This window comes from Streptomyces sp. IMTB 2501 (assembly GCF_001953885.1).
Classification (GTDB): domain Bacteria; phylum Actinomycetota; class Actinomycetes; order Streptomycetales; family Streptomycetaceae; genus Streptomyces.
In genome coordinates this window covers 112,105-133,112 of the sequence record NZ_MQUS01000003.1, presented here as the reverse complement: position 1 = coordinate 133,112, position 21,008 = coordinate 112,105, and the positions used below count along the sequence as shown (strand labels likewise).

At 72.0% G+C, this 21,008-nt stretch carries 21 protein-coding genes; 15 read left to right on the top strand and 6 right to left on the bottom strand.

Going from position 1 to position 21,008, the window contains the following annotated elements; genetic code table 11:
• The first annotated feature begins 60 nt into the window (after positions 1-60).
• The 3 genes from AV521_RS07040 (at position 61) to polX (ending at position 7,157) form a co-directional block, all read left to right on the top strand.
• Positions 61-3,981: a Pls/PosA family non-ribosomal peptide synthetase gene (locus AV521_RS07040; RefSeq protein ID WP_076085079.1), complete on the top strand. Its 3,921-nt coding sequence runs from the start codon at positions 61-63 to the stop codon at positions 3,979-3,981.
• A gap of 107 nt (positions 3,982-4,088) precedes the next feature.
• Entirely contained in the window at positions 4,089-5,426 is a 1,338-nt protein-coding gene (locus AV521_RS07035) for a M1 family metallopeptidase (RefSeq protein WP_076085076.1), read from the top strand.
• Between the two features lie 9 nt (positions 5,427-5,435).
• The gene (gene polX / locus AV521_RS07030; RefSeq protein ID WP_076085072.1) at positions 5,436-7,157 is read left to right on the top strand and encodes a DNA polymerase/3'-5' exonuclease PolX; all 1,722 of its coding nucleotides are present in this window, start codon (positions 5,436-5,438) and stop codon (positions 7,155-7,157) included.
• 42 nt (positions 7,158-7,199) lie between these two features.
• Here polX and AV521_RS07025 read toward each other — a convergent pair whose 3' ends face one another.
• Positions 7,200-7,511: a dsRBD fold-containing protein gene (locus AV521_RS07025; protein WP_076085069.1), complete on the bottom strand. Its 312-nt coding sequence runs from the start codon at positions 7,509-7,511 to the stop codon at positions 7,200-7,202.
• 89 nt (positions 7,512-7,600) lie between these two features.
• Here AV521_RS07025 and AV521_RS07020 point away from each other — a divergent pair, with 89 nt between their 5' ends.
• Complete coding sequence (locus AV521_RS07020; protein WP_076085066.1) at positions 7,601-7,975, top strand: YchJ family protein; 375 nt, start codon at positions 7,601-7,603, stop codon at positions 7,973-7,975.
• Positions 7,976-7,985: 10 nt separating this feature from the next.
• Here the strand turns inward: AV521_RS07020 and AV521_RS07015 are convergent, their stop codons facing one another.
• On the bottom strand, positions 7,986-8,687 hold the full coding sequence (locus tag AV521_RS07015; RefSeq protein WP_076085063.1) for a FadR/GntR family transcriptional regulator: 702 nt from the start codon (positions 8,685-8,687) through the stop codon (positions 7,986-7,988).
• 141 nt (positions 8,688-8,828) lie between these two features.
• Between AV521_RS07015 and AV521_RS07010 the strand changes: the two genes are divergently transcribed.
• From AV521_RS07010 to AV521_RS06995, 4 genes are read left to right on the top strand one after another with little or no spacing between them, the layout of a single operon-like run.
• Positions 8,829-9,347, top strand: coding sequence for a gluconokinase (locus tag AV521_RS07010; RefSeq protein ID WP_076085060.1), 519 nt, complete (start codon positions 8,829-8,831; stop codon positions 9,345-9,347).
• 40 nt (positions 9,348-9,387) lie between these two features.
• Positions 9,388-10,785 carry a gluconate:H+ symporter gene (locus AV521_RS07005; RefSeq protein ID WP_076085057.1) on the top strand — a complete coding sequence of 466 codons (1,398 nt, stop codon included), beginning with the start codon at positions 9,388-9,390 and terminating at the stop codon, positions 10,783-10,785.
• A gap of 10 nt (positions 10,786-10,795) precedes the next feature.
• Positions 10,796-11,557 carry an SDR family oxidoreductase gene (locus AV521_RS07000; protein WP_076085054.1) on the top strand — a complete coding sequence of 254 codons (762 nt, stop codon included), beginning with the start codon at positions 10,796-10,798 and terminating at the stop codon, positions 11,555-11,557.
• A gap of 14 nt (positions 11,558-11,571) precedes the next feature.
• Positions 11,572-12,591, top strand: coding sequence for an L-idonate 5-dehydrogenase (locus AV521_RS06995; RefSeq protein WP_076085051.1), 1,020 nt, complete (start codon positions 11,572-11,574; stop codon positions 12,589-12,591).
• A 6-nt stretch (positions 12,592-12,597) separates the two neighbouring features.
• Here the strand turns inward: AV521_RS06995 and AV521_RS06990 are convergent, their stop codons facing one another.
• The 3 genes from AV521_RS06990 to AV521_RS06980 form a co-directional block, all read right to left on the bottom strand.
• Positions 12,598-13,224, bottom strand: a complete 627-nt coding sequence (locus tag AV521_RS06990; RefSeq protein WP_076085048.1) for a cytochrome b/b6 domain-containing protein — start codon at positions 13,222-13,224, stop codon at positions 12,598-12,600.
• Entirely contained in the window at positions 13,208-13,936 is a 729-nt protein-coding gene (locus tag AV521_RS06985; RefSeq protein ID WP_076085045.1) for a molybdopterin-dependent oxidoreductase, read from the bottom strand. Before AV521_RS06985 ends, AV521_RS06990 begins: the two co-directional genes overlap by 17 nt.
• 101 nt (positions 13,937-14,037) lie before the next feature.
• Positions 14,038-15,024: a hypothetical protein gene (locus tag AV521_RS06980; protein WP_076085042.1), complete on the bottom strand. Its 987-nt coding sequence runs from the start codon at positions 15,022-15,024 to the stop codon at positions 14,038-14,040.
• 329 nt (positions 15,025-15,353) lie between these two features.
• On the opposite strand from AV521_RS06980, the gene AV521_RS06975 reads away from it, so the two are divergent.
• From AV521_RS06975 to AV521_RS06945, 7 genes are all read left to right on the top strand, one after another.
• Positions 15,354-16,250, top strand: a complete 897-nt coding sequence (locus tag AV521_RS06975; RefSeq protein WP_076085795.1) for a DMT family transporter — start codon at positions 15,354-15,356, stop codon at positions 16,248-16,250.
• 33 nt (positions 16,251-16,283) lie between these two features.
• Positions 16,284-16,799 carry an NUDIX domain-containing protein gene (locus AV521_RS06970; protein ID WP_076085038.1) on the top strand — a complete coding sequence of 172 codons (516 nt, stop codon included), beginning with the start codon at positions 16,284-16,286 and terminating at the stop codon, positions 16,797-16,799.
• Positions 16,800-16,820: 21 nt separating this feature from the next.
• Positions 16,821-17,213 (top strand): YidH family protein, encoded by a 393-nt coding sequence (locus tag AV521_RS06965; RefSeq protein ID WP_076085036.1) that lies wholly within the window; start codon positions 16,821-16,823, stop codon positions 17,211-17,213.
• Complete coding sequence (locus AV521_RS06960) at positions 17,201-17,524, top strand: DUF202 domain-containing protein (protein WP_076085033.1); 324 nt, start codon at positions 17,201-17,203, stop codon at positions 17,522-17,524. Before AV521_RS06965 ends, AV521_RS06960 begins: the two co-directional genes overlap by 13 nt.
• A 109-nt stretch (positions 17,525-17,633) precedes the next feature.
• The gene (locus AV521_RS06955; RefSeq protein WP_076085030.1) at positions 17,634-17,933 is read left to right on the top strand and encodes a hypothetical protein; all 300 of its coding nucleotides are present in this window, start codon (positions 17,634-17,636) and stop codon (positions 17,931-17,933) included.
• Between the two features lie 167 nt (positions 17,934-18,100).
• Positions 18,101-19,123, top strand: coding sequence for a phosphotransferase family protein (locus AV521_RS06950; RefSeq protein ID WP_076085027.1), 1,023 nt, complete (start codon positions 18,101-18,103; stop codon positions 19,121-19,123).
• Positions 19,124-19,129: 6 nt separating this feature from the next.
• Positions 19,130-20,344: an acyl-CoA dehydrogenase family protein gene (locus tag AV521_RS06945; RefSeq protein ID WP_076085024.1), complete on the top strand. Its 1,215-nt coding sequence runs from the start codon at positions 19,130-19,132 to the stop codon at positions 20,342-20,344.
• Between the two features lie 64 nt (positions 20,345-20,408).
• Here AV521_RS06945 and AV521_RS06940 read toward each other — a convergent pair whose 3' ends face one another.
• Entirely contained in the window at positions 20,409-21,002 is a 594-nt protein-coding gene (locus AV521_RS06940) for a TetR/AcrR family transcriptional regulator (protein ID WP_076085793.1), read from the bottom strand.
• Positions 21,003-21,008 lie beyond the last annotated feature (6 nt).

Below are 21,008 nucleotides of genomic sequence, written 5' to 3'. Positions count from 1 at the left end.
ACCTAGCGTCGTACTAAAATATTCGGTTTGTGACTTCAGCCGGACCGACGTGAGGACCTGATGGCAGCCATAGACGAGAGCAGCGCTCTCGGCCTGCTCGACGAAGAGATCCGCACGCAGTTCGGCGACCGGGCGCGGTTCTCCGCGGGGCCCGCGGCCTCGCCGCGCACCCTGGTCGACCTCTTCGACGCGACCGTGCGGTCCCATCCGGACGAGCCCGCCCTGGACGACGGTACGACGTGTCTCACCTACCGTGCGCTGGCCGTCGAGGTGGAGCGGCTGCGCCGGCGGCTCGCGGGCGCAGGGGTCCGGCTCGGGGACAGGGTCGGGGTGCGCGTTCCCTCGGGGACCAATGAGCTGTACGTCGCGATCCTCGCCGTCCTCGCCGCCGGTGCCGCCTATGTCCCCGTCGACGCCGAGGACCCGGACGAGCGGGCCGAGCTGGTCTTCGGGGAGGCCTGCGTGCGGGCCGTCATCGGGGCCGGGCACGCCGTCACCGTCACCGGGGACGCCGTTGCCGACCACGCCGTCACCGCGCAGGGCCTCTCCGGCTCCCCCTTGCGGGGTGCCCCCGGCTCTACCGCCGCGCGTCCCGGTGCCGAGCACGACGCCTGGATCATCTTCACCTCCGGGTCCACCGGCAAGCCCAAGGGCGTCGCCGTCACGCACCGCAGTGCCGCCGCCTTCGTGGACGCCGAGGCGGCCCTGTTCCTCAGGGAAGAGCCGATCGGGCCCGGCGACCGGGTCATGGCGGGGCTGTCCGTCGCCTTCGACGCGTCCTGCGAGGAGATGTGGCTGGCCTGGCGGTACGGCGCCTGTCTGGTGCCGGTGCCGCGGTCACAGGTCAGGAGCGGTGCCGATCTCGGGCCCTGGCTGGTCGAGCAGGAGATCACCGTCGTGTCGACGGTGCCGACGCTGGCCGCGCTGTGGGAGCCCGAGACCCTCAACGACGTACGACTGCTGATCTTCGGCGGCGAGGCCTGCCCGCCCGAGCTGGCGCAGCGGCTGGTCACCGAGGGGCGCGAGGTGTGGAACACCTACGGGCCGACCGAGGCGACCGTGGTGGCCTGTGCGGCGCTGCTGACCGGCGAGGAGCCCATCAGGATCGGGCTGCCGCTGAACGGGTGGGAGCTGGCCGTCGTCGATGACGCCGGTGAGCCCGTTGCCATGGGCGGCAGCGGGCAGCTGGTGATCGGCGGGGTCGGGCTCGCACGGTATCTCGACGCCGAGAAGGACGCGGAGAAATACGCGCCGCTGGAGTCCCTCGGCTGGGAGCGGGCGTATCGGAGCGGTGACCTGGTCAAGGCCGACCCCGAAGGGCTGATCTTCCTGGGGCGGGCCGACGAGCAGATCAAGCTCGGCGGGCGGCGGATCGAGCTGGGCGAGGTGGACACCGCGCTGCAGGCCCTGCCCGGTGTGGCGGGGGCCGCGGCCGCCGTGCGCACCGCCCGCAGCGGCAATCAGCTGCTCGTCGGCTATGTCGTCACGCAGGGCGGCTGGGATCACGCGGCCGCCGTCGAGAAGCTGCGGGCCGCGCTGCCGGCCGCGCTGGTGCCGCTGCTCGCGCCGGTCGCCGAGCTGCCGACCCGGACGTCCGGGAAGGTGGACCGCAATGCCCTGCCCTGGCCACTGGAGGGCGTGCAGACTCCCAAGGCCGATCTGTACGGCACCGAGGCCTGGCTCGCCGAGCAGTGGGCGGAGGTCCTGGGCATCCCGGTGACCAACGCCTCCGACGACTTCTTCGCGATCGGCGGCGGCAGTCTGGCGGCCGCCCAGCTCACCACCCGGCTGCGCACCCGCTATCCGAGCGCCGCCGTCCTCGACATCTATCAGCAGCCGGTGCTGCGCAAGCTGGCCCGGCGGCTGGAGGCGTCCGCGCAGGACGACGGTGCGCGGCGGACGGTCGCGCCGGTCCCGGTCCGCGCCCAGGCCCTGCAGCTCCTGCTGCTCCTCCCCCTGGTCACACTGCTCGGGCTGCGCTGGACGCTGGTCCTGGCCGCCGCGGGGAACCTGCTGCCCGGCTACGCCTGGCTGCCGACCGCTCCCTGGTGGCTGCTCGCGGCCGGCGCGCTGCTGTTGTTCAGCCCGCCCGGCCGGATCGCCGTGGCGGCGGGCGGGGCGCGGCTGCTGCTGCGAGGCCTCGTTCCCGGGCGGTATCCACGGGGCGGGAGCGTGCATCTGCGGCTGTGGACGGCCGAGCGGCTGGCCGAGTTCAGCGGGGCCACCACGCTGACCGGATCCTGGCTGGAGCGGTACGCGCGGGCGCTGGGCGCCAAGATCGGGCCCGAGGTGGACCTGCACTCGCTGCCGCCGGTCACCGGCATGCTCAAGGCGGGCCGGGGCGCGGCCGTCGAGTCCGAGGTCGATCTGTCCGGATACTGGCTGGACGGCGACCGGCTGGAGATCGGCACGGTCAAGGTCGGCGCGCACGCCGTCGTCGGCACCCGCAGCATGCTCTTCCCGGGCGCCCGGGTCGGCAAGCGCGCCGAGGTGGCCCCCGGCTCCGCGGTGAGCGGGCAGATCCCGACCGGTCAGCGCTGGGCGGGCGCGCCCGCGGTCAAGCTGGGCAAGGCCAAGCGCAACTGGCCCAAGGAGCGCCCCCAGCGGGGCACGTACTGGCGGGTCATGTACGGCATCACCGGTCTCGCGCTGAGCGCGCTGCCGCTGCTCGCGGGCGGGGCCGCGCTGCTGGTCGCCCGGGGCTTCGTGGTGCCCGGAGCCTCCCTCGGCCAGGCCCTGCGCGGGGCCGCGCTCGGGCTGGTCCCGGCCACACTGGCCTACGGGCTGGCGTACGCGCTGCTGATCCTGGTCGGCGTTCGCGTGCTCAGCCTGGGGCTGCGCGAGGGCACGCATCCGACGCACAGCCGGGTCGGCTGGCAGGCGTGGACCGTGACCCAGTTGATGGACCGGTCCCGCGAGACCCTGTTCCCGCTGTACGCCGGGCTGGTCACGCCGGTGTGGCTGCGGCTGCTGGGGATGCGGATCGGGCGGGGCGCGGAGGTGTCGACCGTGCTCGCGCTGCCGAGCCTGACCACGGTCGGCGAGGGGGCGTTCCTCGCGGACGACACGCTGACGGCGCCGTACGAGCTGGGCGGCGGCTGGGTGCGGATCGGGCGTGCGCAGATCGGGCGGCGGGCGTTCCTCGGGAACTCGGGGATGACCGCGCCGGGGCGGCGGGTGCCGGACGGCGGTCTGGTCGGTGTGCTGTCGGCGACGCCGAAGAAGGCGAAGAAGGGCACCTCCTATCTGGGTCTGCCGCCGGTGAAGCTGCCGCGCAGTGCCGCCGACGGGGACCAGAGCCGTACGTACGACCCGCCGGCCCGGCTGCTGTGGGCGCGCGGGCTGGTGGAGCTGTGCCGGATCGTGCCGGTGCTGTGCTCGGCCGCGCTGGCCGTGGCGACGGTGGCGACGCTGTGTGCGCTGGGCCCGTGGGCCTGGGCGCTGTCCGGTGTGGTGCTGCTCGGGGCGGGTGTGGCCGCGGCGGTCGTCTCGGTCCTTGCGAAGTGGATGCTGGTGGGGCGGCACCGGGCCGGGGAGCATCCGCTGTGGAGTTCCTTCGTGTGGCGCAATGAGCTGGCGGACACGTTCGTCGAGGTGCTGGCGGTGCCGTGGCTGGCCGGAGCCGTGCCGGGGACACCGGTGATGACGGCGTGGCTGCGCGGGCTCGGTGCGCGCATCGGCAAGGGCGTGTGGGTGGAGAGCTACTGGCTGCCGGAGACGGACCTGGTGACCCTGGAGGACGCCGCGACCGTGAACCGTGGCTGCGTCCTGCAGACACACCTCTTCCACGACCGGATCTTGCGGACGGATACTGTGGTCCTCCGTGCGGGCGCCACGCTGGGCCCTGGCGGGATCGTGCTGCCCGGCAGCACGGTCGGGGCCCGTGCGACCCTGGGTCCCGCGTCGCTCGTCATGGCCGCGGAGTCCGTCCCGGACGACACCCGCTGGCTCGGCAACCCGATCGAGGCGTGGCGTTCCTGAACGTGCCGCCCGGGTCGGCCCGCCGAAGGGACGCGCCGGAGGCGGAAAATGTCTCGGGTGGGGCACCGGCACGGAGTGGTGGCACAGCGCAGGGAGCAGACACAGCAGTGGCAGTTCAGCAGTCGGCCGGCCCGGACCCGTACTTCCCGGACAACGGCGATCCCCGGTACCGGGTGCATCGCTATGAGCTCACGCTGGACTACCGGCCCGGCCCGAACCGGCTGTCCGGGAGCGCCCGGATCAACGCCATCGCCGGGCGGGCGCCGCTCACCGAATTCCAGCTCGATCTGGCCGACTTCAAGATCGGCCGGATCCGGGTGGACGGCCGCCAGCCGCACTACACGCACCGGGGCGGCAGGCTGCGGGTGAAGCCGGCGAAGCCGCTGCGGGCCGGGGCCGCCTTCACCGTGGAGGTGCACTGGTCCGGGAATCCGAAGCCGGTGGCCAGCCCCTGGGGCGGGATCGGCTGGGAGGAGCTGGCGGACGGGGCGCTGGTGGCGAGCCAGCCGATCGGGGCGCCGTCCTGGTACCCGTGCAACGACCGGCCCGCCGACAAGGCGTCGTATCTGATCTCGGTCACCACGCCGTCGGCGTACGCGGTGGTCTCGGGCGGGCGGCTGCTGACCCGGACGACGAAGGCGTCGACGACCACCTGGGTGTACGAGCAGTCCGCGCCGACATCCAGCTATCTCGTCGGGCTGGCGATCGGCAAGTTCCAGACGGTACTGCTGGGCGACCCGGGGCCGGGCGGAGTGCCGCAGCACGGGCACATCCCGGCGCACCTGCTGCCCGAGTTCTCCCGGGACTTCGCGCGGCAGCCGGCGATGATGGAGCTGTTCCAGGAGCTGTTCGGGCCGTACCCGTTCGAGGAGTACGCGGTCGCGGTGACCGAGGAGGAGCTGGATGTGCCGGTCGAGGCACAGGGGTTGTCGCTGTTCGGCTCCAACCATGTGGACGGCGCCCGGGGTTCGGAGCGGCTGGTGGCGCACGAGCTGGCGCACCAGTGGTTCGGCAACAGTGTGTCCATAGCCGACTGGCGGCAGATCTGGCTGAACGAGGGCTTCGCCAAGTACGCGGAATGGCTGTGGTCCGAGCACTCGGGCGGCCGCAGCACCCAGCAACTCGCCGCGGCCGCACACCGGTTGCTGGCCGGGCTGCCGCAGGATCTGCGGCTGGCCGACCCGGGGCGCCGGTCGATGTTCGACGACCGGCTCTACGAGCGCGGCGGCCTGACCGTGCACGCGGTGCGCTGCGCGCTGGGCGACGACGCGTTCTTCCGCATGCTGCGCGGCTGGGTGCGGCTGCACCGGAACGGGTCGGTGACGACGGCGGCGTTCACCGAGCATGTGGCCCGTTTCGCGGACGAGCCGGTGCACGGGCTGTTCGAGGCGTGGGTGTACGGGGCGAAACTGCCGCCGCTGCCGATGCGGCTGGAAGTTCCCTAGACTTGAAGGGTGGCCCGGCCCAATGACGAGGTCGAGGCGCTCCTGCAGGAGTACGCGGACCTCATCGCCATCACGGGAGGCGACGCCTTCAAGGCGCGCGCCTACGAGAAGGCGGCGCGTGCCATCGGCGGGTATCCGGCCGACATCGCCAAGCTGGACGAGGACGGCCTGAAGGAGATCCCGAACGTGGGCCGGTCGATCGCCGACAAGGTGATCGAGTACCTGCGCACGGGCAGGATGGCGGTGGTCGAGGAGCGCCGGGCGAAGATCCCGGCCGGGGTCCGGGAACTGATCGCCATCCCCGGTCTGGGCCCGAAGAAGGCCCTGCGGCTCTACGAGGACCTGCACATCTCCTCGGTCAGCGAGCTGGCCGCGGCGATCGAGGCGGACACGCTGGCCGATCTGAAGGGCTTCGGCGAGAAGACGCAGGACAACATCCGGCACGGCATCGAGCTGCTGCAGCGGTCGGGCGCCCGGGTGCCGCTGTCGCTGGCCCTGGACACGGCCGAGGAGATCGTCGCCGAGCTGTCCGGGGTGACCGGCTGCACGCGCTGTGCCTACGCCGGCTCGCTGCGCCGGATGCGGGAGACCGTCGGGGATCTGGACGTCCTGGTCGCGGCGAAGCGGTCGGATCCGTTCATGGCGGCGCTGTGCGAGCTGCCCGCCACCGCGGAGGTCATCGCGCGGGGCACGAAGAAGACGTCGGTGCGCACCGCGAAGGGGCTCCAGGTGGACCTGCGGGTGGTGCCGCCGGAGTCGTGGGGTGCCGCGATGCAGTACTTCACCGGCTCCAAGGCGCACAACATCCGTACCCGCACCATCGCGGTGCACCAGGGGCTGAAGCTCTCCGAGTACGGCGTGTTCGACACCGAGAGCGGGGACTCGCTGGCCTCCCGTACCGAGGAGGAGGTGTACGCCCGGCTCGGGCTGCCGTGGATCGCGCCGACGCTGCGGGAGGACCGCGGCGAGATCGAGGCGGCCCTGCACGGGGAGCTGCCGGAGGTGGTGACCGAGCGGGACATCCGCGGTGACCTGCACACCCACACCGATCTCACGGACGGCCTCGCCCCGCTGGAGGAGATGGTGGCGGCGGCCGCCGAGCGTGGCTACAAGTACTACGCGGTGACGGACCACGCGCCCAATTTGTACATGCAGCGCATGACCGACGAGAAGATCCTCGCCCAGCGGGAGCGGCTGCGGGAGCTGGACGGCACGCAGCACAGGATGCGGCTGCTGCACGGCACGGAGCTCAACATCGACCCGGACGGCGGGGTGGACTGGCCGGAGGAGTTCCTGGCCGGCTTCGACCTGTGCGTGGCCTCCCTGCACTCCCACTTCGACCTGGGCCGCAAGGCGATGACCCGGCGGCTGGTGCGGGCCTGCGAGAACCCGTACGTCACCATCCTCGGGCACCCGACGACCCGGCTGATCGGCAAGCGGGCGGGCGTCGACGCCGACTGGGACGAGGTGTTCGCGGTGTGCGCGCGCACCGGCACCGCACTGGAGGTCAACGCCCAGCCGGACCGCCTGGACCTGTGCGACGAGGACATCCTGCGGGCCAGGGAGCACGGTGTGAAGTTCGCCGTGAACACCGACGCCCATGCCGTACGGCACCTGGCGCAGTTGCGCTACGGCGTCGGCACGGCACAGCGCGGCTGGCTCACCCGGGACGACGTGATCAACACCTGGCCGCTGACCCGGCTGCGCGAGTTCCTGCGCAAGGGAAGGTGAGGGGCGTCATTCCCGGCCGGGGTCATTCGTCTCCGGTCAGGGTCATTCCTCCGTCGGCCACAGCGGCGACGGGCCGTCCGTCTCGTTCGACCCCACCGCCTTCATGTCCCCGTCGGCGGCGCGCAACAGGATCCGGCCCATGGCGATGAGCGCCCGCCCGGCCGCGAGTTCGTCGCCGATCTCCGGTACGTCGGGGTCGTACGGGCTGCGGCGGGCCTCGGCGCAGCTCTCCAGCACGTTGTCCCCGGTGTCCAGGACGATCCGGGCCGTGGTGTCCGGGTCGTGCTCGGAGAGATACAGGTTCAGCCGCCACTCCTTGACGGCAGGAGGACGGCTCCTCACGGGTCGGGTCATGGCCGTTCCTCCTCACTGTGCCGCGCTGCCCTTCCACTGTGCATCCGGCCCGAGGCCGACGCCTCTCCTGCCGCGGGCAGAATGGGCCCATGACCTCGCGCGCCTGCCCCTGCGGACTCCCCCAGCCCTACGACGCCTGTTGTGGCCGTCTCCATGCCGGATCCGTGAGCGCGCCTACCGCCGAGCTGCTGATGCGGTCCCGGTACAGCGCGTTCGTGACGGGGGACGCGGGGTATCTGCTGCGCACCTGGCATCCACGGACCCGGCCCGAAAGCCTGGACCTCGACGCGCGGATGAAATGGACGGGGCTGGAGATCCTGGACACCACCGACGGGTCCGCCTTCCACACCACGGGCACGGTGACCTTCCGCGCCTCCTACCGGGGCGGTTCGCTGCACGAGCGCAGCCGCTTCGAGCGGGTGGACGGGGCGTGGGTGTACGTGGACGGGGACTTCCTCGACTGACATACGTCGGTCAGGGCGCCAGGATGTCCAGCTCCTGGAGTGCGCCCTCGGTGATCTCCCTGGTCAGCTGTTCGGCGCGGGTCGCGTCGCCCGCGCGGACCGCCTCCGCGACCCGCACATGCAAGGTGACCGCCGCCGGGTCGGGGTCCTCGAACATCACCTCGTGATGGGTGCGGCCGGCCAGGACCTCCGCGACGACGTCGCCGAGCCTGGCGAACATCTCGTTGCCCGACGCGTTCAGGATGACGCGGTGGAAGGCGATGTCGTGGATCAGGTACGCCTCCAGCCTGTGGCCACGTGAGTTGGCCACCATGCCGAGCGCGCACTCGGTGAGTTCGGCGCACTGCTCGGCCGTGGCGTGCTTGGCGGCGAGGCCGGCCGCGACCGGTTCGACCGCCGAGCGCAGCACGGTCAGTGAGCGCAGCTGGTGGGGGCGGTCGGCGCCCGCGAGACGCCAGCGGATGACCTGTGGGTCGTAGACGTTCCACTCGGCCTTGGGACGCACCGTCACGCCCACCCGGCGGCGGGACTCGACCAGATGCATGGACTCCAGCACACGGACCGCCTCGCGCATCACGGAGCGTGACACCTCGAAGTGCTGGGCGAGTTCGTCGGTGCGCAGCACGCTGCCCGGCGGGTACTCGCCCGCGGTGATCGCGGGGCCGAGGGTGTCCAGTACACGGCCGTGCAGCCCCCGGCCCGGTGTGGTCATGCACTCAGCCTACGGCGTGGATCACTGACGCAAAAAGTCAGACTTATATGTCATAGACTCTTGAATTCGTCGTACCTAATGGGTTTCAGTGTGGCGACGCCGATGCGGCGTCGGATGTCGAGGAAGACAGCGAGGCAGTTCATGCGAACCCCCCAGGTCGTCGTCGTGATGGGCGTCGCGGGGACGGGCAAGACCACGATCGGTCCCCTGCTCGCCGCGCGGCTGGGCGTCCCGTACGCCGAGGGCGACGACTTCCACCCGCAGGCCAGCATCGACAAGATGTCGGCCGGGATCCCGCTCGACGACAGCGACCGCCGGCCCTGGCTGGACGCCATAGGTCACTGGGCGCACGGTCGGGCCGGGCTGGGCGGGGTGGTCAGCAGCTCGGCGCTGAAGCGGTCGTACCGCGACCGGCTCAGGGCCACCGCCCCCGGAATCGTGTTCGTGCACCTCACCGGCGACCGGAAGCTCATCGAGGACCGGATGTCCCACCGGCAGGGGCACTTCATGCCGACCGCGCTGCTGGACTCCCAGTTCGCCACGTTGCAGCCCCTTCAGGCGGACGAGGCGGGAGTCGCCGTGGACGTCGGCGGCAGCCCCGAGGAGATCACCGAACGCGCCGTGAAGGCACTCAAGGCGCTTCCCGACACCACCGAGTAGCACCCCCTCCCCTCATCCCCGTAACCGCAAGGGAACCCCCGTGACCAGACTCAGCGTCGAGATGCTGGCAGCGGACGCGCCTGCGCCGATCACCTCCGCCGGACACGCCCAGCTGGGCATCGCCGTCCTGGTGGGCATCGCCCTGATCGTCCTGCTCATCACCCAGTTCAAGCTCCATGCCTTCCTGGCGCTGACCATCGGGTCACTGGCGCTCGGGGCGGCCGCCGGGGCACCGCTCGACAAGGCGATCACCAGCTTCACCACCGGACTCGGCTCCACGGTGGCCGGCGTCGGCGTCCTGATCGCGCTCGGGGCGATCCTGGGCAAGCTGCTCGCCGACTCCGGCGGCGCCGACCAGATCGTCGACACGATCCTCGCCAAGGCCGGCGGGCGCGCGATGCCCTGGGCGATGGTGCTGATCGCCTCGGTGATCGGTCTGCCGCTGTTCTTCGAGGTCGGCATCGTGCTGCTGATCCCGGTCGTGCTGATGGTCGCCAAGCGCGGCAACTACTCCCTGATGCGCATCGGCATCCCGGCCCTCGCCGGTCTGTCCGTGATGCACGGCCTGATCCCCCCGCACCCCGGCCCGCTGGTCGCGATCGACGCGCTCAAGGCCAACCTGGGCGTGACCCTGGCGCTCGGCATCCTGGTCGCGATCCCGACGGTGATCGTCGCCGGTCCGCTGTTCTCGAAGGTCGCGGCCCGCTGGGTGGACGTCCCGGCCCCCGAGCGGATGCTGCCGCAGCGCTCCTCCGAGGAGCTGCGGAGCCGTCCGGGCTTCGGCGCGACGCTCGCCACCGTGCTGCTGCCGGTGGTGCTGATGCTGGCCAAGGCGCTGGTGGACATAGTCGTCGACGACCCGGCGAACCGCACCCAGCGGGTCTTCGACGTCATCGGCTCCCCGCTGATCGCGCTGCTCGCCGCGGTGCTCGTCGGCTTCTTCACGCTGGGCCGGCCCGCCGGGTTCAGCAAGGAACGGCTCCAGCAGACCGTCGAGAAGGGCCTGATGCCGATCGCCGGCATCCTGCTGATCGTCGGCGCGGGCGGCGGCTTCAAGCAGACCCTGATCGACTCCGGGGTGGGCCGGATGATCCTGGACATCTCCAAGAACTGGTCGATCCCGGCGGTGCTGCTCGCCTGGCTGATCGCCGTGGTGATCCGGCTGGCGACCGGCTCGGCGACGGTGGCGACGGTCTCGGCGGCCGGTCTGGTCGCGCCGCTCGCGGCAGGCACATCGACCACCCACACCGCCCTGCTCGTCCTGGCCATCGGCGCCGGCTCGCTCTTCTTCAGCTTCGTCAACGACGCCGGCTTCTGGCTCGTGAAGGAGTACTTCGGGCTGAGCGTCGGGCAGACCGTCAAGACCTGGTCGATCATGGAGACGATCCTCTCGGTGGTCGCCGGCGGCCTGGTCCTGCTCCTCTCACTGATCCTCTAGGGGTACGGCGATGAGTCACCCGCTCTTCGACATCAGCGGCCGTACGGCCCTGGTCACCGGCTCCAGCCGGGGCATCGGCCACGCGCTGGCCCGGGGCCTGGCCGAGGCCGGCTGCACGGTGGTCCTCAACGGACGTGACGGCGGCCGGCTGGCCGGCGCGGCCGCGGCACTCCCCGGGGACCGGATCCACACGGCGGTGTTCGACGTGACCGACGGCGCCTCGGTGGCCGCCGGGATCGCCGACGTCGAGGAGCGGGTGGGCCCGCTCGACATCCTGGTGAACAACGCGGGCATGCAACTGCGTGCGCCTTTGCTGGAGTTCGCCGACGCCGACTGGCACCGGATCCTGGACACCAACCTCACCAGCGCGTTCCTCGTCGGCCGGGAGGCGGCCCGGCGGATGACCGGGCGGGGACACGGCAAGATCGTCAACATCTGCTCGCTGCAGAGCGAGGTCGTCCGGCCGGGCATCGCGCCCTACGCCGCCACCAAGGGCGCGCTGAAGATGCTCACCAAGGGCATGTGCGCGGACTGGGGTCCGTACGGCGTCCAGGTCAACGGGCTCGGCCCCGGTTACATCGAGACCGAGCTGACCCGGCCGCTCGTGGCGGACGAGGAGTTCAGCGCCTGGGTCCGCCGGCGCACCCCGGCCGGCCGCTGGGGCCGCACCGAGGACCTGGTCGGCGCCCTGCTCTTCCTCGCCTCGCCCGCGGCGGACTTCGTGGGCGGGCAGATCCTGTACGTCGACGGCGGCATGACGAGCGTGCTCTGAAAGGAGCTACGGGAATGCTGGGCTGTGTGATCCACGGCGCGGGCGATCTGCGCGTGACGGAGCTGCCGGTACCCGAACCCGGGCCGGGCGAGGCCCTGGTGGCCGTCCGCTACGGCGGGATCTGCGGGTCGGATCTGCACTACTGGCGGCTCGGCGAGGTCGGGGACTTCCGGCTCCGGGAGCCGATGGTGCTCGGGCACGAGGTGGTGGGCACGGTGGTGTCCTACGGCGCGGGGGCCGCGGGTCCCGTGCCGGGCACGCCGGTCGCCGTGCACCCCGCCACCCCGTGCGGGCGCTGCCCGGAGTGCGCCGACGGGCGGGCGAACGTGTGCCGGGACAGCCGCTATCTGGGCAGCGCGGCCCGCTTTCCGCATGTCCAGGGCGGGTTCGCGTCCCATGTCGCCGTACCGGCCGGGCAGCTGCGGGCGCTGCCCGACGGGCTCGGGCTGCGGCGGGCCGCGCTCACCGAGCCGCTGTCGGTGGCACTGCACGCGGTGCGGCGGGCCGGGGACGTCTCCGGCCGGCATGTACTGGTGACCGGGGCGGGGCCGATCGGGTGTCTGGTGGTCGCGGCGGCGAAGGCGGCCGGCGCGGCACGGGTGACGGCGACCGACCTGGTGCCCGAGGCTCTCGGGTACGCGGCCGTCACCGGGGCCGACACGCTCGTACGGGCCGATGATCCGGGTGATGCCGGGTGGCCCGAGGAGGTCGATGTGGCCGTCGAGGCGTCGGGGGTCGCGGCCGGGCTGGACACGTGTTTGCGGCATGTGCGGCGCGGTGGTGTGGTCGTCCAGCTCGGGATGCTCCCGCCAGGGCATTCGCCGTTCGCCGGAAATCTCGTGGTGAGCCGGGAGATCGAGCTGCGCGGGGCGTTCCGGTTCGACGCGGAGTTCGACGACGCACTGGAACTGCTCGCCGCGCGGGGCGAGTTCGACGGGCTGATCAGTGCGGTCGTTCCCGTGCGGGAGGCCGAGTCGGGGTTCGAGCTGGCCGCTGACCGGGGGCGGTCCTGCAAGGTGCTGCTGGAGTTCTGACCGGGATCAGGGACGCCACAAGGGGTGTTCCTGATCCGCCCACTCCCTGCTCACCTTCCCCGTGCGCAGGCCCCGTCTCGCCTCCGGGTCGCCGAGTGCCATGCCGATGTGACCCGCCAGGACCACGCCGATCGTCAGGGCGAGCCAGTCGTGGACGAAGGTCGCCGAGGTGCGCCACACCAGCGGGGCGAGATGGGTGAACCACATCAGCAGGCCGGTGCCGAGCATGACCAGCGTGGCGCCGGCGATCCAGGCGGCGTAGATCTTCTGTCCGGCGTTGAACTTGCCCGCCGGACGGGACGAGCGCCGCTTGTCGCGGACCAGTGCGGCGCGCAGCCAGAGCCGGTCGTGCGGGCCGAAGCGGTTGAGGAAGCGCAGATCGGCGCGGAAGGCGCGGGAGGCGAGGCCGAGCAGGACCGGGACGGGGAGCGCGAGCCCGGCGCACTCGTGGATGCGGACGACCAGTTCCCGGCGGCCGACCATGACCGCCAGCTGGGGGATGTACAGGACGGCCGCCGTGGCCACGCAGACGCCCATCAGCGCGGCCGTGGTGCGGTGGACCCAGCGTTCGGCCCGGCTGAAGCGGTGGACACGGGCGCTGGGCGGGGCCGGGGTGTCAGCTCGTAGGGACATCGGTGCGTCCATTCGACTTGCCGACCCAGGCGTCGACGTCGTAACCGAGGTTCTCCCAGTAGCCGGGCTCGACCCGGTCGGTGACCGTGATCCCGGAGAGCCACTTGGCCGACTTGTAGAAGTACATGGGGGCGACATAGAGGCGGACCGGGCCGCCGTGTTCGTAGGAGATGTCCTTGTCCTGCATGCGCAGGGCCACCAGGATGTCCGGACGGCGGGCCTGGTCGAGGGTGAGGCTCTCGGAGTAGGTGCCGTCGAAGCAGGTGAAGCGGATCGCCTTCGCGGTGCCGCGAACCCCGGCCAGGTCCAGCAGGTGGGAGAGGCGCACACCCTGGAAAGGGGTGCCGGGGACGCGCCAGCCGGTCACGCACTGGACGTCCTTGACCAGCCGGGTCTGCGGGAGGGCTCGCAGGTCGGCGAGGGTGTAGGTACGCGGGCGGTCGACCAGGCCGTCGATCTTCAGCTGGTAGTCCGTGGCGTTCTTGCGGGGCACCGACGCGGCGACGGAGTAGTAGCGGAAGCCGCCGCCGTTGGGCAGCAGGCCGGTCAGACCCGTGGGGTCCTTGCCGGCGACGGTACCGAGGAAGCCCTCCAGGCCGCGTTGCAGCGTGGGCGCGGCGACGACGCCGAGCGCGCCCAGGCCGAGCGTGCCGAGGAAGACACGGCGGCCGACGGGCTTGCCGTCCTGCTCCCCGGATTGTTCAGAGTTCACGTATTCATTCGAGCACTCGGGGCCCGGTGGGACCAGGGGATCGGGCCGGCGGTCAGACTTCCGTAATCACTTCTTACGCGCATCTCGGAAAGCAGTACGGCTCAGTGGGCTGTGCCGTTCAGCGCGCGAGTGCGAGCCGCCTGGAAGGCCGCCCGGGGGTCGCGGTGTGCGTAGGACCAGGGTGCCGGGGTGGCGTGCCGGCCGATGCGCCGGAACAGGGCCGCCGCCTCGGCCGGGCGGCCGGCGCAGGACAGCGCGAAGGCGAGGTGGTTGAGGTCGAGGTGGTGGCGGGGGTGCTCGTCGTGCTCCCACTCCAGCCACCAGTCGAAGGCGGCGCTCAGGATCCGGCGGGCCCTGGGGCCGGACCAGTGTCCGCAGGCGGCGGGATCGGCGGGGGCGAGACCGGTGGCGGCGAGGACCCGGTAGCGCTCGGCGTAGGCGACGACCGGCAGCACGGCCAGCGGGGAGTCGGCCGGAGCCTCGGCGGCGGCCAGCTCGGCGAGGTCGTACACCTCGTGATCCCCGGCCGCCCGGCCGGCGGCGGGCCGTTCGGCGAGACGGGCGACCAGCAGATGGTGGGCGTGATGGTGCTCGGCGTGGCGGCCGCGCAGCTCGGCGAAGGCGCCGAGGACCTCGTGCTCGGGGCCGAGCGTGCGGGCCAGCCGGAGCAGTCCCAGCCAGGGGGTGGGGTCGGCGGGGGCACGCGCCGCGGCACTGGCGCAGGCCTCGCGGGCCAGGTCGGGGTCCTCCTTGCCGCGCAGGGCGCGCTGGACCTGGGCGAGGGCGTACAGCGTGGCGGCGTCGGCGGAGCCGGGTTCGGCCTGCAGCCAGTCGCTCGCCCAGGCCGCGGCGTACGGCTCCTGGGCGAGCACGGTCAGGCGGTGGCCGCGGCGGTCCCAGTCGTCACCCGTGTGCAGCAGCAGGGAGCGGGCGGCCTGTCGCCGGCCCTGCGCCAACGCGGCGCGTGCGGTGCGCAGTTCGGCGTCGTCGAGGGCGCCGTCGAAGGCGCCGGAGTCGTCCGGGGCGGTGTCGCCGGACGGGGCCGTGACGGCCAGGCGTGCGCCGAGCAGGGGTGGGAGAGGGGGCACCGCGGGACTTCCTGTTTCTCGGGCTGCCATCGGCCGATCACGCACAGCAAACCCTCAGCCATGGATCGCGTCAAGCGGAACGGTGCTGATTCCGGGTTCAACTACCGCTTCCCACAGGGAACTTGGGGAACTCCGCGCAGGTGGGCCGGTGCCCGGACAGGGCGCCCGGTGGGCGGCTGTGGCCTACGCCATGGCGCCGGGCGGCCCGGCCACGGAGCATGGCGGGTCAACTGCCCTGTTCCGCGTACTTCCGGGTCAACGGTGTCCCGGGAGCGCTACAGTCGGCCACTACGCGCCCGTGGTCCGGCCGGATGATCGAGGTACGCAGCGTGTCCGTTCTGGTTCTCCTTCTCGCCGTGAGTGCGGCCTGCTGTCTGGGTTTCGGGTTCGTGCTCCAGCAGAACGCCGCGCAGAAGGCACCGCTCAGCGACTTCCTGTCCTTCCGGCTGCTGCTGGACCTGATGCGCGTGCCGCGCTGGCTGGGCGGGCTCGGCCTGATGGTGGCCGGCATGGTGCTCGGCGCGATCGCTCTCGGCAAGGGCGAGATCTCCCTGGTCGAGCCGCTGCTCGCGACCAACCTGCTGTTCGCGCTCGCCCTCTCCCGCCACCAGACCAGGCAGCCCCTGGGCCGCCAGGGCTGGGCGGGGCTGCTGCTGCTCGCGGGCGGGGTGAGCGCGTTCATCACGGCGGGCGAACCGCGCGCCGGCCACGCCGTGTCCGATCCACTGCGGCACTGGCTGATCATCGGCGCGATGGTCGGCGCGGCCCTGGTGCTCACGACGTACGGCAAGCGCTCCCGGCTGAGCTGGGGCCCGGTGTTACTGGCCACGGCGGCCGGGCTGCTGTACGGCGTGCAGGACGCGCTGACCCGGGTGAGCGGCACCCGGTTCTCCGAAGGCGGCTTCAGCGAGCTGTTCACCGGCTGGCAGCCGTACGGCGTGCTGGTGTGCGGGGCCACCGGGCTGCTTCTGGTGCAGAGCGCGTTCGAGACGGCCCCGCTGCGCATGTCGCTGCCCGCGCTGACCGCCGCCGAGCCGCTCGCCGGGATCCTGTGCGGTGTCGGCTTCCTCGGCGACCGGCTGCGCACCGACACCGGGGCGCTGGCCTGGGAGGCGGCCGGGCTCGCGGCCGTGGTCGCGGGCATCATGCTGCTCGGGCTGCACCCGGCGATGCCGTGCGGCACGGCCGAGGCGGAGCCGTCGGCCCGGGACCTCCAGCGCCGCTGAGCCCGCCGCCGGGGTTCCTGCTTGGATACCGGCATGAATCCTGCTGACGAGATCCTCGACGTCGTCGACGAGAACGACCAGGTCGTCGCCCAGTACCCGCGCGGCGAGGTGTACGCCCGCGGACTGCGCCACCGCTGCGTGTTCATCCAGGCCCGGGACGAGGCCGGCCGGCTCTTCGTGCACCGGCGCACGGCCACCAAGCTGGTCTTCCCCGCCCTGTACGACATGTTCGTCGGCGGGGTCGTCGGGGCGGGCGAGTCCTACGACGAGGCCGCGCTGCGGGAGGCCGAGGAGGAGCTGGGGGTGACGGGCCTGCCCCGGCCGACGTACCTGTTCAAGTTCCTGTACGCCGACGGGGCCGGGAACAGCTGGTGGTCGGCGGTGTACGAGGTGCGCTGCGAGCTGCCCGTACGGCCTCAGGTGGAGGAGGTCCAGTGGCACGACTTCCTGGCCGACGAGGAGGTCGAGCGACGGCTCGGCACTTGGGAGTGGGTGCCGGACGGGCTGGCGGCGTACGAGCGGCTGAAGGCGTTCCGGGACGGCCGGTGAGACGCCGGTAGGGTCGGCCACGTGAGCGAATTCGTACGGAACATCCGGCTGTGGTTCGCACCGGAGCTGGTGCGGAACGAGGGCGGTACGCCCGACTACCGGTTCTCGCTGGCCAACGAGCGCACCTTTCTGGCCTGGCTGCGCACCGCGCTCGCGTTGATCGGCGGCGGATTCGCGGTGGATCAGTTCCTGCCGGCCCTGCCCTGGGCCTGGAGGGTCGGGCTTGCGTTGGCGCTCCTGGGCGCCGGTGTGCTGTGCTCGCTGCGCGCGGTGAACCACTGGGTGCGCTGCGAGCGGGCGATGCGGCGCGGCGACGATCTGCCTGCGTCCCGGTTCCCGGCGCTGCTGAGCCTGGTCATCGCGGTGGTGGCCGTGGTGATGGTCGTGGTGGTGCTGGCCGGATGGGCGGGGTGAGCGCGGCCGGGCGCGATCCGGGGCTGCAACCGGAGCGCACCCGGCTGGCCTGGCGGCGTACGACCCTCTCGGCCGCCGTGGCCGCCGTACTCGCCGTCCGGGCCGCTGTGCACGGTGGCGCGTCGGCCACCGGAGTGACCGTCTGCGCCCTGTGCTGTGCGCTCTTCCTGGGGTTCCTGTGGGTGGCCCACCACCGGATACACGCCCTGGCCGCCGAGGTCCGGCCGCCCGCGCTCGCTCCCCGGCACGCGACGGCGGCGGTGCTGTACGCGGTGGCACTGGCGATGTGCGCGACCCTTCTGATCGTCTGACTCTCACTCAGGTCACTCGGACGCCACGCTGGCGGTATGCACCGATATGTCACGGTTCGCGCGTAGCCTGTCCGCCGTCAGACCCCCCGTACCCCCGAAGGTGAGCACCATGACCACCCTTCACCAGGAACACACCGCACACGGCACGCACAGCCACGGTCCGGGCTGCGGGCACGACGCCGTGCGGCACGGCGACCATCTGGACTACGCCCACGACGGACATCTGCACCGCGAGCACGACGGCCACTGGGACGAGTGCGAACCCGCCGGGCACACCGTCCACGAGGGCCATGACCATGTGCACTACGACGAGTGCGGGCACGCCCAGGTGCGGCACGGCGACCACGTCGACTATCTGCACGACGGACACCGGCACGCCGAGCACGACGGCCACTGGGACGACCACTGACCGCGCACGGAACACGGGCCGCGGCTCCCCGGGCAGCGCTCCGGGGAGCCGTCGGCCTATCGTGGCTCCGGTCACGTTCGGCCTGATGTTGGCCCCGCGCACTGGACGACATACCGACCGGTCGGCATCATGAACGGGTCCTGTTCACCCGTTCGTAGGAGTCATGTATGAGCGCCGACCACCCGCCCGGACTCGACCTGGACCGGCTGCGCGCCCTGCTCGACCGCGAGCGCCCCGGTCTGGTGACCGGCCCCCTCACCGGCCGGCTGATCGAGGGCGGACGGTCGAACCTCACCTACGCGGTCTCCGACGGCACCGCGCAGTGGGTCGTACGACGGCCCCCGCTCGGCCATGTGCTGGCCACCGCGCACGACATGAAGCGCGAGCACCGTGTGATCAGCGCGCTGCACCCGACCCAGGTGCCGGTCCCGCGTCCAGTCCTGCTGTGCGACGACGAGGAGGTGCTCGGGGCTCCGTTCTACGTCATGGAGTTCGTCGAGGGCACCCCGTACCGCACCGCCCAGCAGCTCGCCCCGCTCGGTGCGGAGCGCACCCGGAACGCGGTGCTGTCCCTGGTGGACACGCTGGTCGAGCTGCACGCGGTGGACCCCGCCGCGGTGGGCCTCGCGGACTTCGGCCGGCCCGAGGGCTTCCTGGACCGGCAGCTGCGCCGCTGGGGCAAGCAGCTGGACGCCTCCCGCAACCGTGAGCTGGCCGGCATCGACGAGTTGCACGCGGCTCTCGGACGCGCCCTGCCCACCTCCCCCGCGCCCGCCGTGGTCCACGGCGACTACCGGCTCGACAACGTGCTGATCGGTGACGACGACCGGATCAAGGCGATCCTCGACTGGGAGATGTCGACTCTCGGCGATCCGCTCACCGACCTGGGCCTGCTGGTGATGTACAGCCAGCCGCTGGGCATGGCCCACTCCCCCGTCTCCACCACCGCCGAGGCCCCGGGCCACCCCTCCCCGCAGGAGCTGATCGAGCGGTACGCCGCGCGCTCGGGGCGCGACGTGTCCGCCGTCTCCTGGTACACGGCGTTCGCCTGGTTCAAGCTCGCCGTGATCCTGGAGGGCATCCACTACCGGTACACGCTGGGCCAGACGGTCGGGCGCGGCTTCGACCGGATCGGCGATCTCGTACCCGTCTTCATCGACCACGGACTGACCACTCTTCAGGAAGGCTGACCGGTCATGGACTTCGCGTTCGACGCGCGCACCGAGGAGCTGCGCGCCAAGCTGCTCGCCTTCATGGACGAGTACGTCCACCCGGCCGAGCCGGTCGCCGAGGAGCAGCGGGCCGCGCTGGCCTCCCCGTGGGACACCCCGGCGGTGGTCGAGGAGCTGAAGGCCGAGGCCCGCAGGCAGGGCCTGTGGAACCTCTTCCTGCCCGACGCCGAGTACGGCGCCGGGCTGACGAACCTGCAGTACGCGCCGCTGGCCGAGATCACCGGCCGCTCCCCGCATCTCGCGCCCACCGCGACGAACTGCGCCGCGCCCGACACCGGGAACATGGAGGTGCTGGCGCAGTTCGGCAACGAGCAGCAGAAGAAGCAGTGGCTGGAGCCGCTGCTGGCCGGCGAGATCCGCTCGGCGTTCGCGATGACCGAGCCGGAGGTGGCCTCCTCGGACGCCACCAACATCACCACGCACATCCAGCGGGACGGCGACGAGTACGTCATCACCGGCCGCAAGTGGTACATCTCCGGCGCGATGAACCCCGACTGCAGGATCTTCATCGTGATGGGCAAGACGGACCCGGACGGCGCCGACATCCGCCGGCAGCAGTCGATGGTCCTGGTGCCGCGCGACACGCCGGGTGTGACCGTCAAGCGCGCGATGCAGGTCTTCGGGTACGAGGACCACTCGCACGGCGGCCACGCCGAGGTGGTCTTCGACCACGCGCGCGTGCCGGTGGCGAACCTGATCGGCGAGGAGGGCGGCGGCTTCGCCATCGCTCAGGCCCGGCTCGGCCCCGGCCGGATCCACCACTGCATGCGGCTGATCGGCATGGCCGAGCGGGCGATCGAGCTGATGTGCCGGCGGGCGGTGTCCCGTACGGCCTTCGGCAAGGCGCTGGCCCAGCAGGGTGTCGTCCAGAACTGGATCGCCGACGCCCGGGTCACCGTCGAGCAGCTGCGGCTGCTGGTGCTGAAGACGGCCTGGCTGATGGACACCGTCGGCAACAAGGGCGCCCACACGGAGATCCAGGCCATCAAGATCGCCACTCCGCGCGCGGTGGTCGGCATCCTGGACCGCGCCATCCAGCTGCACGGCGCGGGCGGCGTCAGCCAGGACTTCCCCCTGGCCGAGCTGTACGCGAGCGCCCGCACCCTGATGCTGGCCGACGGCCCGGACGAGGTGCACCAGCGGTCGCTGGCGCGACGGGAGCTGAAGAAGTACCTGTAGAGGAACACAGGTGAGGGGCGGTCACCCGGGGTGACCGCCCCTTGCACAGCACAGCGGGCCGGGGCTACGGGCGCAGGGCTCGCAGCAGCAGGTCGGCGAGGTGGTCGGCGACCTCCTGCGGGGTGAGGGGGCCGTCGGGGCGGTACCAGGTCGACAGGTGGTGGACGGAGCCGAAGTGGTAGTCCACGACCAGGTCGGCCGGGGTCGCCGTGGAGAAGACGCCCTTCTTCTGGCCCTCCTCGATGAGCGCGCGGAACCGTTCGTGGTAGCGCCGGCGCTCGGCGCGGACCTGCTTGTTCTTCTCCGGGCTCAGATGGTGCATCGAGCGGAAGAAGATCATCGCGTCGTCGAGGTTCTCGATCGTCGTGACGACCACGTCCGCCGCCGCGCCCCGCAGCCGTTGCTCGACCGGCGCGTCCATGTCCGCGAAGTGATCGAGCCGCTCCATCTGGACGCGCAGCACGCGCGCGTACACCTCGTGCAGGAGGTCGTCCTTGGAGCCGAAGTAGTGGTACAGCGCCCCCTTGGTGACGCCGGCCGCCTCCACGATCTCCTGCACGGAGGTGCGGTCGTAGCCCTGCTCGGCGAAGAGCCGGGTGGCGGCGGCCAAGAGCCGCTGCGGGACGGGCGTCCCGTCTCCGTCCGTCGTCCTGGGCACTGCCGC